Raw genomic sequence first — 10,356 nt, 5'->3', positions numbered from 1 at the left:
CCACAAAAACGTCGGTGCAAGGCGCGATCAATATGTTGGGCCTCGCCAAGCGGCTCAAAATCCGAATTCTGCAGGCTTCAACAAGTGAGGTCTATGGCGACCCTGCGGTTCATCCTCAAACCGAGGATTATTGGGGCAATGTGAACCCCATTGGTCCTCGGTCCTGCTATGATGAGGGAAAGCGTTGCGCCGAAACGTTATTTTTCGATTATCACCGACAGTGCGGCCTTGAAATCAAGATTGCGCGCATCTTCAACACATACGGCCCCCGGATGCATCGGGCTGACGGTCGAGTTGTTTCCAATTTCATTGTTCAGGCGCTCAGCGGCGAGCCGATTACGCTTTACGGTGACGGCAACCAGACTCGTTCATTCTGCTACGTTGATGACCTAATAGATGGTCTTGTACGCCTCATGGACAGTCGAGGTTCATTCACGGGACCAGTCAATTTTGGAAATGATGGGGAATTCACCATTCGAGAGCTTGCGGAACTGGTGCTCGCTGAAACCGGCTCGTCGTCAAAACTCGTCAATTTGCCGTTACCCCGCGACGATCCAAGACAACGCCGACCCGATATATCCCTCGCCAAAGCCGAATTGGGCTGGCAACCGACCATGGCACTGAAAGGCGGGCTGAAGCCAACCGTCGCATTTTTTCGCAGCGACCAGGCACGCCGATCACGATCGCAGGAGGAGCCACAAGTGATCGCTTTCGAAGAGCGGAAACAAAGGTTCCATTCCATTGCTGGCGACTTCCTTTCATCTGGATAACCACTCGCACATCGTGAGCTTCGGCATTCCGACTGTCGACCGAATCTCCGGCGCCCCGAAGCTGCGTCGCGACGGTCTATGCCCCTAGATGTTTAGTCCCGGCATCTGGTGGAGCGGATTGAGTGTGAAGCGCTCGGGCTGAGTGGCCCATGACTTACAGATGAACTCGTAGGGTGTGAGACCCTTGAGGGCCTTGAGTCTTCGGCCGAGTTGTAGGCCGCGATGAAGTCGGCGAGATGCCGGCGGAGTTGGTCGTGTTTCTCGTAGTAGAAGCGTTCCTGGCGCAGGCCAGTTCGAAGGCATGGCCCAGAAGCGTTCGCCGTTTGCGATCGTCTCCTTGATCAGCGGCACTGCCGACCCTCCGGCGCCGGGGGTGGTGAACTGAATGCCGTCGGTGAGCACGGTGTGGATCTTGTAAGGGACGGCCGCGATCAGCCGCAGCAGGAAGCCTCTCGAGATGGCGGTGGTGGCCTTCTCGTGCAGTTCGACGAAGGCGAACTGCGAGGTGCGGTCGATGGCGACGAACATGTCCAGCTTGCCCTGTTGGGTCCTCACCTCGGCAATGTCGATGTGGAAGTAACCTCTCGGGTAGCTCTTGAACTTCTTCTTCGCCGGCTTGTCGCGTTCGATATTCCGGCAGGCGGGCGGCTGATGCCGTGGCGCTGCAGACAGCGGTGCAATGAAGATCGTGTCAAATGGGGGATGGTCGGCTGGAGCGCATAGAGGCAATCATCCAGCGGTAGCAATGTATAGCGCCTGAAAGCGACCATGACCGCCTCCTCCTCGACCGAGAGCACCGTCGATCGCGGCGCTTTCGGACCAGTCGGAAGATCGGCGACCGAAGTCCGCGTCTTCCACTTCGTCACGGTCTTTTGGTTGATCTCGTAGCGCCTGGCCAGCGTCCTCAGGCTCTCTTGACTATGCTGTATCGCTCGACGGACCGCCTCTGTCGTCGTGGCGCTCCCATGCAGAACCTGGCCCAAAGCGCATCCTTTGATTCGGAACACAAGGATGCCCCATCAAAGCCTGGGATCAAACATCTCCCTTGCCGCCACTTGGAGTCGGTTGTTCTGACGCGCGCCTAACACCACCTCAGCTAGTGAGGACCATCAGTGAGGCGCCGCCGAGTAAGCGCACCGACAGGTCCTCTCCGGCAACAGTCCGGACAATGCGCCGCGCGGCGTTACCGAGGATGGCTGTCGTGGTTCGCCATTCGGGATGGATCTGCAGGATATCTTCCGCCGTCCTAGTGTACTGTGCGTCAATAATCTTGAAGCCCGTGTCGCGCAGAGTCGCTAGAGCTGTTGCCTGATCAAAGTAATGCAGGTGACCGACCTCCTTGCGTTGCTTAAGGTGCTGACCGCGCAGAAGGCCGACGATACTAATGTCGAGAGGAATATGAAATGCATAGTATTTCGAACGTCCTCTGAGCCTTCGAAGAAAGCCCATATAGTCATCGACGTGCTCGAAAACATCGATGCACAAAAGAAGATCGTAATTTTCGTTGGTTTGCAGGAAGTCACTGCAGTGAAAGCTTAGGTTGTTTCTTTCTCGCTGTTTGGCCAAATTTATAGCATAGGGAGCGATATCGTAGCCGATGGCCGTTGAGTCACGGAAGATATCGTGCTGAAGGAGGGCTTTCAGAACGCCTCCCGTCCCGCAACCTGTGTCGACGATTTTCTGGCAACTGATATTGTTGGCGCGCACGATCTTGGCGATGCTGGCGGCCTTGACACCGCCGTCTTCGTCATGCCAGGTCGGATTGGCAGCGGCATAACCTTTTCCGGTATAGAGGTCATTACTTGACATCATCTCTGCCCATCTCAGTGTGCTTGAGCCAGATTAAGTTGCCTCTTCGAATGCTTCGACCTAATAATTGCTTGTGACTTTAAATGAAAACAACCAGCTCTCTGCATGGCCCTAAGGCCAGCTCCAGAACGGGAATCCTAAGTCGTCCCTGTTGATCGAACTTCACATTTTGGGAATGAACGAATCTTAGGTCGGCACCGGCCCGCCTTGAGGTCGCTCCAGAGTTCTAGAGTTCCTCCCTTGCCCCGGGCTGCACGCAAGGTGCGAACCGCGCACCTCAGAAAGTGGGCGCAACCGGATAAAAACAAAACCTAATCATTACAAATGTAACGACACTCTCGATGCCGTCAAGCCGCCGGCTGCGAAGTTCCGGGGGGCACCTTAAAGCACGCGGCCCATCTGAGGTAGCTCATAAGAAAGAACCAAACTCTTCGCGTTCCACAGCGACGCTGCTGGTAGAATGTTGTCGCCGATCAGGGACAAGCGATGCCGCATTATCGGGTCTGCATTCTGAAGGAACACGGCCAATTCATGGGTGCGCAACCTAGCCTGCATAGATGACGATGCAGCGAAAGAGCACGCTAACCGGTTGGCACTTCGCCACGAGGTGGAGCCTTGGCGACTGGTTGCGCGGTTCGAATTCGGGGCCGTCCTGCGGCGAGAAAGCTCCCTGCGCCTAGGGCCATGTATTAGCCATTTCAACAAGCCGCGTAAGCGATCGTACTTCCCTTGGATGCGGTTGCAGGTTTTGGCGCTGTTCGATGCGTTGCGATTGAACAGCCTGTCCGGTGCTGTAGGGTACGCTCGATAACGGTGCCAGCCTTCCACCTTCGATCATTGAAAACGGATGATGCGGACATCGCCGCCGTGCCGCCGGCGACGTCGCTCAGCAACACGTGTAGAGACTGGAGCTTAGTCGAACCGCAACAGCGGACCTGGGCCGGCGCATCGGCCGCGCAAATGGCCGGTCGAACATCCGGGCCGGCAGCTCCGGCCCAGGCCCGACGGCCCATCCGCCACGCAGCCCGGCCGTGCTTTTCGACGACCTCTATGCGAACGACCCTCTCGAACCACAGGCCCCCAAAACAGCGACATTTTAACCGACGGACACGGTTTTCGAAGGACGTCCGGAAGGCTGTTTCGGTGTGGTTGTTCGACGCACCGGATATATTAGAAGCTGTTAATAAGTTTTCGCCTAGCCTCATTCTCGCCGCAAATGGTCGCTTGGCTTGCGTACATCGTCCACGAATGATCCATTCACGTGGTACAAGAATGTGTATAAATCATAGAGCGGAAATGCCTGCGTTTTACTTAGGGCGCGGGTGGAATGAAAACAAGAAAAACGCAACTAACTAAGGATTTACCGTGCTTTTACTGAACGGCAAGCTTGGCGGTGCCTCCGCCAAAGAGCTGCGCTCGACTTCAATTCGGCTGCGGCTCGAACCGTTGAACACCTTGCGCGCGCGCCCACCGATTCAAGGGAGGGCCTGATGGGCATTCCCGTCGACAACTCACCTTCGATGGCGAGTTCAGCGTTAAGCTCGCTCGACAATAATGTCGGGGCGAGGATTTCCAAATCTCCGCTACTTTGAAATCCGTTCGCGGTGCCCAATAGCGGGCATGCGATATGTCGCGCGCCTTGGCGATGCGCGGCGTGGAATTCCTGTTTTCAACGCCAAAGAAGGATCACGGAATGGCTCTTTCCGCACCCACAGGCTTTGCCTCTAGCGACCTCGTCTTCGAGGATAACTTCTCCGGTACGGCACTCGACAGCGATTGGCATACCTACATCACCAGCAATGCCGCCAACGGCTGGCCGTGGGACAGCAATGGATCGGGCGGAAGTGGGATGGGCAACCGGTTTAATGCCGAATACAATATGCCGAGCCAAGATAAGGTGGGCAACGGGCTGTTGAATCTCACGGCAATTAAACAGCCCGTCAACGGCGTGGCTCAGGGGTCGGCATATACATTCCCTGTCACGTCCGGCGTCGTCAGCAGCTATGGCAACTTCGAATTCAATGGCGGCTACCTTCAGATCAGCATGAAGGCGCCGAGCGGCGACGGCGCTTGGCCAGCCCTCTGGCTGATGCCCGGCAAAGGCGCCGGCAGCAGCGGCGACAATTTTGAGATCGATATACAGGAGGGTGGATTCACCGGTTCGGGACCGGCAAACCAAGCGTTCTCCTACCACCTCCACGGGCCGTCAGGGGTAACCGGTGGCGTGGTCGACAGCGGCGTCGACCTCACGGCCGGCTTCCACACATACGGCATCAACTGGGATCCTGGTAAGTCGATCACCTGGTATCTCGACGGGAAGCAGATGGCGCAAGTGACCAGCGCACAGGCGCAGATTCCCAATCAACCGATGGAGCTGATCATGAGCAATCAGGTCGCGAATTCGAACGCGGCCGGATGGCACACGGCTCTCAATAGTTCGACTCCCTCGTCGATGCAGATGCAAATCGATGAGATCCAGCTGTATCAGAAGGCAGGCAGCGGCGACACCGTTACAGGTGCCAACGTCACTCCCCCAACCACTGGCGCGATCGGGACCGAGACTGGGTCTGGGACCGGGACTGTCCTTCCTCCCGGCGGCACCAGCGATGGCACTTTGTACGGCACCAGCGGCGCCGATGTACTTCGGGAAACCGGCGCCCACACGATGATCGGCTATGGCGGCAACGATGACTACTACGTCGATAATGCCGGCGACAAGGTGGTCGAGTCCTCTGGCCAAGGTCAAGACAGGGTGTGGACTTCCGTGAGCTATGCTCTCTCGGCCGGCTTGTCGATTGAAGTCCTTGGCACCACAAAGGACGCCGGCACCACGGCAATCAACCTGACCGGCAACGGGTTGGCCCAAACCATCCAGGGCAATGCCGGCGCCAACGTCATCAACGGCCGCGGCGGTGCCGATAAGTTGAGCGGCTTTGGCGGCAACGACACTTTCGTCTTCAATAGCGCCCTTGGTAACGGCAATGTCGACAGGATAACCGACTTCAACCAGGACAAGATCCACCTCGACGACGCCATTTTTGCCGGGCTTCATTTGGGAGGGCTTCCATCCGCGGCTTTCTTTGCTGGTACAGCCGCGCATGACAGTTCCGACCACATCATCTACAACAGTTCGACTGGAGCGCTCTCCTTCGACAGCGACGGGGCCGGCGGCGCATCTCAAACACAGTTCGCCACGCTTTCCCCACATCTCTCGCTCACCGCAGCCTCATTCTATGTGACCTGAAGGACCTACGCGGGGAAATAACATCCCGCGAGGGGCTGTCGTGGCCAAACAAGGACTGGATACGGCACCCCAAAGCGGGAGCCCGGTTTTCGGAGTCAAACAAAAGCGATGGAGTTCCATCCCGATGGCATCGGGATGGAACAGGCTCTAGTGGTGAGCTTTCTGTAGGTTGTCCAATGTGGTGGCCAAGCGCCACCAGAGTAAGCCGGCTCTCATGATGGCAACTTGTTGTCACGCAAAGAATGGTCGCCTGATGACCCATGGCCAGCATCTTGCCGACCGTTAGCGCTGACTTGCGGAACCGCTCCTGTGGTCAGGCAGCGGCATATGGATAGCCCCTACCTGAAGAACGCCGCCGCCTCGTCATCATCATCGTCCTCGAGCGGCGGTGACCACTCCAGTTTGCAAAAATCGGCGGGCGTGGCACCCACTGAGCCGAGGCAAAGCCGTAACGATTTTATGCGACTGGTCCCGAGATCGCCGCGTGTCAATCGCCCGGCCAGAAGGGAGGCAATCGAGAGAATGCCCCTGTGCGATCGGTTCAACCATGGCAAGGAATCCGCAAACTCCCACCAGGCCTCTTGCTCTGGATCTAACCAAATAGAGCGGATCCCCAATTGGGTCGGCATATTCTGGTGGTTGATTGCTGCCCGTCCGGGAACGCTCAGGATGCTTAAGCGAATAGCCCGTCATGTTGGCTTTTCTAAAGGTACGCGCGGTCTGGCCGTTGTGTGACCCCCATATTTTCAATGGGAAAAATGTGCGCGATGGGCCCGGAGCGGTTTTTAAAAAAGGCGTTGCGCTAGGCCCCCCGCGTCATGGCGGAACCGTCATTGACTGACCGCGTTGATTGTCTCCAGAGAAGGAGACCGATCGATGTTCAGGTTGCTGCTATTAGGGCTAATCGGCTATCTCGTTTACCGCTACGGGCGCGAGATACTCGAGGAGACATCAGACGACGTGCCCGGCGCACCGAGGCGGCGCAGAGGGTCTTGATCGGCATTGTCATTCACCGGCTCGAGGTCTGGCCGCAGGGTGTAGAATTCGCCCCACGATAGGCGCTTACCGCGGAATGGTCGGTCGCTGTTGCTGGGTACGGTTGCTGCCATTGATGCTCCCTTCTGTCACTATGTCTGGCCTTCATGCTGCTTCCTTCCAATGCAGAGAGCGAATGGCGTCGTTGTCATCATTTTCGCGACGGAGATTGTCGTTCAACTCGTCGGGGTATCGGCACCACCTCTCGATTCCTCCACATCTTTGCCAGTCCAGAAATCGACTAAAACACGGCGAAATTCGATTTCACCCTCATCGTTCACGCCGAGTTGGCGAAGCATCTCGGCAAACTTGTCCCTCGCCATGCTGTGCCCGTATGTCTCTTTCTCGCCCTCTCTGGCGTCGTGGGCCGCTGATGGCCCATTGACGTGAGCCGGTTCATCCTGCTCATCAACTGGCCCGGTATCGTGGGCCGGTGCGGAAATTTGCCTTGGGTTGCCAATTCCAGGACGTTGATGACGGGAAACATAGCGGCTGGCGCCTTTGCCCTTCCCCGCTTGGAAGGTGCGTACAACCCAACCCGTGTCCATAAGGGCATGATCGCGCGCTGCACGGCATAGCGCGACGGTACAGCGGCACCGGCGGGCGCGCGTTGCTTCAGGCGGTCGATATCTGCTCATCCCCGATTTCCACAGGTTGGGACCGTAGCATATCAGTTCCAACGCTTATATTTCCTAGTGGAAACCATAGGAGTCTCTGTTGGAGCAGAAACGCACGATCGCCCCCTTTATTGGTGGCATGTATGGCAGCCTTGTTGCCCTCGCGTTGGCGTTCGGTTTCCGCTTCCTGATGATTCCCGATCCCGATCCGACCTCGCAAGCAACTATAGTCCTTTCAGGACTGGCCTTTTCGATCTGTTTCAGCCTGACCTTCCTGCGCGAGCATCGACGCCAAATTGCCGCCGCGAGAGAATTTCTAAGCCGGCCAAGATCGTATCAGGACTAATCTTTGCGTTCTGCAACGCAAAACCCCGAACCTCTCCAGATAGCGTCCGGGGCATCTGAAAAGTTCAGTCGAACCAACTGATGCAACAGGGCGATGCTGGCCGGCCGGCATCTCCTGCTGGCCGGCCATTCTAATGCCATTCGATTAAAATGCCCCTGTGTATATTAGCAATCGCTCAATTTGGCGCGTCGACAATGTCAGGGCGGCGGGTTAAAACCAAATGGGTGATGTCATGCGAAGCGACTTCGCCGCTGCGCGCGAGCTCTTGGAGTGTGCCCAAAACCGGCTCTGCGGCATGGACGAAACGAGCCAGCGCGTCAGCGAGGCTCTGGATTCCCTGATCGAGGAAATAGCCATCGCGGAATTCCGCAAGGCGCCATTGACCCTCGTGCCGTTTCCCCGTGCGCGGCCACCCAAGCATGCCCGGTAGAATTGCCGATCGTGCTAAATGTTGATGGGAATTCAGCGCCTGAGTGGCAGGCGCCTTATCGCCTCTATGACACGCTCGCGACTTGACCAGATGCGACCGTCTTGGTGAACGTGTTCCTCACCCTGACTGACTTGTAGGCGTAGGCGATCCAAATCCCGGTCAGTACAAAAGAGACTATGGGCGCTGCTAGTGCACCGCCCGCGAGCATTTGGCTCATCGGGACGCCAAGAACCGCCGAAATCCACACCGTATCCAGAATAAACACAATTGGTATTGCAAACCACTGGTATAGGAATAGCTGCTTGAAGCGATATCTCCGCCGCAGCATTGCAACGAACACAACCACCTGGAGCACTAGAAACGCCAGCAAGAGGACAACCTCGCCGAAGACCGCCAGGCTGCCATTTGGCAGCGCCATGAGTTGTTGGTAGCCGTCACTCGACGAACCCAATGCGACGAGTGCGCCCAGCTTGGATAAAGCCTGAAGGATCGCAAGCAGCATTAGCCAGCCTCCAAACCCCACAATGCCCGCTGGATTCTGTGAGGGTTTGGTCGCAGACAGAACAGCGACAAAGACAGGCACGCTAATCAGCAGAAACAGTATTGCCCAGTGCCAGATCGAAACACCCATTTAGCCCTCCCCCTTTTCACAATCTTAGGGTGTATCGTCTTTTTTGAACAGCTCAAGAGGGCGACTCTATGAACCGGTGCCTTTGGCCAGAAATCCGTTCTTCCTGACTGGTCCTGAGGCGGTCACCCGCTTCAAACCGCAATCGCCGCCACCAAAATCCGGTTCTGCCTTCGTATTGCCGCCCGCAATTCGGCGATCCTCGCCTCATCACGCTTCACGAACTCGATGAACATCATGTTCATGTTGTTAAACACCAGCTCGCCCAAGGCCTGCCCGTCGATATCGCGGCGTACCAGGCCGAGCGCCTGTAGCCTCGCGATCAGCGCGCGGATCTGCTCGGTCAGTGCCCGGTCAAGCGCGGTATAAGCCTGGCCGAACGGGCTGTCGGGCAGTTGCGTCGAGATCGCCATCGCCTGCCGCCACATCTCCTTGCTGAGATAATGCAGTGAATGCTCGATATAGATGCCGAGCAGCGTGTCCAGCGCATCGCCGACATTGGCCGGCGGGTTGGCGACGACGCCTTGCCCGGCATTGAGCACCTCGTTGACCTCCATCGAAACGATGGCGCCGAGGATGTCGCCCTTGTTCTGGTAATAGTTGTAGATCGTGCCGACCGAGACCTCGGCCTGCGCGGCGATGGTCTCGATCTTGGCGCCTTCGTAGCCGGCATCGCGGAAAAGCTCCGCGGCCGCCTCGATGATGCGGCGGTGCCGATCCGCCTTTTGCCTTGCCCGCAATCCGCTCATATCTGCTATTTGCCATAAAAACAGAATTGACTCAATTTTAGAATTGGTTCAATTTTTTGCCAGAAGCCAAAAAGGCAAGGGAGAACACTCGATGTCCATCAATCTGAAGGCTACGAATCCAACTACCAAGAACCCGCTTTCCGTCCTGAAGAGCCGTTTTCACGCCGCGTGTGCTGCGACAGCACTGCTGCTGGCGACGGGCAGCCTCGCCCAGGCAGCCGATCTCAATGCCTTGATCTGGTGCGATCACGCCGATCCGGCACTGCTGCAGCCCTTCGAGGAGGCCAACGGCGTCAAGGTCAATGTCAAGGAGTTCGAAGGCACCGGCGCCGGCTTGGCGATCGTCGAACAGTCGCAGCCCGGCGACTGGGATGTGATGGTGATCGACAGCATCGACGTACCGCGCGGCGTCGAAAAAAGCCTGTTCGAGCCGTTGCCGGAAGATAAACTGCCGCTGGCCGACCTCTTTCCCCAGGTGAAGATGGACAGCTCCACCGTGGTCGACGGCAAGCGCTACGCCATCACCGAAAAATTCGGCTACAACACGATCGGCTACAACAAGACCAAGGTCGATCCGGCCGACATGCAGTCGATGGCTGCGCTGACCAGCGATAAGTACAAGGGCAAGATCGCCATCTACGACTACTATCTGCCGGTCATTGGCATGGCCGCACTGGCAATCGGCAAGAAGACCGCCGAGCTGACCGAAGCCGACCTTCCCGCCATCA

Annotated in this window: 9 protein-coding genes and 1 pseudogene; 5 read left to right on the top strand and 5 right to left on the bottom strand. The window is 57.2% G+C overall.

Translation table 11 applies throughout. From position 1 onward, the window contains the following. The coding region (locus EOA86_RS08675; protein WP_128341248.1) for a GDP-mannose 4,6-dehydratase at positions 1-770 on the top strand (770 nt) is incomplete at its 5' end. An 84-nt stretch (positions 771-854) separates the two neighbouring features. On the opposite strand, the pseudogene EOA86_RS08670 reads toward EOA86_RS08675, so the two are convergent. Both EOA86_RS08670 and EOA86_RS08665 read right to left on the bottom strand, forming a co-directional pair. Then, a pseudogene (locus EOA86_RS08670) lies at positions 855-1,753 on the bottom strand (IS481 family transposase). A 109-nt stretch (positions 1,754-1,862) separates the two neighbouring features. Next, positions 1,863-2,579, bottom strand: a complete 717-nt coding sequence (locus EOA86_RS08665; protein WP_245497182.1) for a class I SAM-dependent methyltransferase — start codon at positions 2,577-2,579, stop codon at positions 1,863-1,865. Between the two features lie 1,627 nt (positions 2,580-4,206). Between EOA86_RS08665 and EOA86_RS40065 the strand changes: the two genes are divergently transcribed. Then, positions 4,207-5,823, top strand: a complete 1,617-nt coding sequence (locus tag EOA86_RS40065) for a family 16 glycosylhydrolase (protein ID WP_128341246.1) — start codon at positions 4,207-4,209, stop codon at positions 5,821-5,823. A gap of 1,211 nt (positions 5,824-7,034) precedes the next feature. Here EOA86_RS40065 and EOA86_RS08655 read toward each other — a convergent pair. Beyond that, on the bottom strand, positions 7,035-7,406 hold the full coding sequence (locus tag EOA86_RS08655) for a hypothetical protein (protein ID WP_128341245.1): 372 nt from the start codon (positions 7,404-7,406) through the stop codon (positions 7,035-7,037). 169 nt (positions 7,407-7,575) lie between these two features. On the opposite strand from EOA86_RS08655, the gene EOA86_RS08650 reads away from it, so the two are divergent. Together EOA86_RS08650 and EOA86_RS08645 are read left to right on the top strand one after the other, a co-directional pair. Continuing rightward, a complete protein-coding gene (locus EOA86_RS08650; RefSeq protein WP_127210427.1) occupies positions 7,576-7,821 on the top strand; it encodes a hypothetical protein in 246 nt (81 codons plus the stop codon). 220 nt (positions 7,822-8,041) lie between these two features. Next, positions 8,042-8,251: a hypothetical protein gene (locus EOA86_RS08645; RefSeq protein WP_342586968.1), complete on the top strand. Its 210-nt coding sequence runs from the start codon at positions 8,042-8,044 to the stop codon at positions 8,249-8,251. Between the two features lie 64 nt (positions 8,252-8,315). On the opposite strand, the gene EOA86_RS08640 is transcribed toward EOA86_RS08645, so the two are convergent. Both EOA86_RS08640 and EOA86_RS08635 read right to left on the bottom strand, forming a co-directional pair. After that, a complete protein-coding gene (locus tag EOA86_RS08640) occupies positions 8,316-8,882 on the bottom strand; it encodes a DUF2569 family protein (protein ID WP_128341244.1) in 567 nt (188 codons plus the stop codon). A gap of 131 nt (positions 8,883-9,013) precedes the next feature. Further along, entirely contained in the window at positions 9,014-9,628 is a 615-nt protein-coding gene (locus EOA86_RS08635; RefSeq protein ID WP_095521567.1) for a TetR/AcrR family transcriptional regulator, read from the bottom strand. Between the two features lie 91 nt (positions 9,629-9,719). Between EOA86_RS08635 and EOA86_RS08630 the strand changes: the two genes are divergently transcribed. Further along, the coding region (locus EOA86_RS08630; protein ID WP_128341243.1) for an extracellular solute-binding protein at positions 9,720-10,356 on the top strand (637 nt) is incomplete at its 3' end.

The sequence above is a fragment of the Mesorhizobium sp. M5C.F.Ca.IN.020.32.2.1 genome, assembly GCF_004023105.1.
GTDB classification, from domain to species: domain Bacteria; phylum Pseudomonadota; class Alphaproteobacteria; order Rhizobiales; family Rhizobiaceae; genus Mesorhizobium; species Mesorhizobium wenxiniae.
This window is presented reverse-complemented; position numbering and strand designations above follow the sequence as displayed.

What these genes read in the sequence shown, in the direction of transcription:
- EOA86_RS08645 (WP_342586968.1), top strand. Translation starts at nt 8,042, where the DNA reads ATGGGTGATGTCATGCGAAGCGACTTCGCCGCTGCGCGCGAGCTCTTG.
- EOA86_RS40065 (WP_128341246.1), top strand. Translation starts at nt 4,207, where the DNA reads ATGTCGCGCGCCTTGGCGATGCGCGGCGTGGAATTCCTGTTTTCAACG.
- EOA86_RS08640 (WP_128341244.1), bottom strand. Translation starts at nt 8,882, where the DNA reads ATGGGTGTTTCGATCTGGCACTGGGCAATACTGTTTCTGCTGATTAGC.
- EOA86_RS08635 (WP_095521567.1), bottom strand. Translation starts at nt 9,628, where the DNA reads ATGAGCGGATTGCGGGCAAGGCAAAAGGCGGATCGGCACCGCCGCATC.
- EOA86_RS08665 (WP_245497182.1), bottom strand. Translation starts at nt 2,579, where the DNA reads ATGTCAAGTAATGACCTCTATACCGGAAAAGGTTATGCCGCTGCCAAT.
- EOA86_RS08655 (WP_128341245.1), bottom strand. Translation starts at nt 7,406, where the DNA reads ATGGACACGGGTTGGGTTGTACGCACCTTCCAAGCGGGGAAGGGCAAA.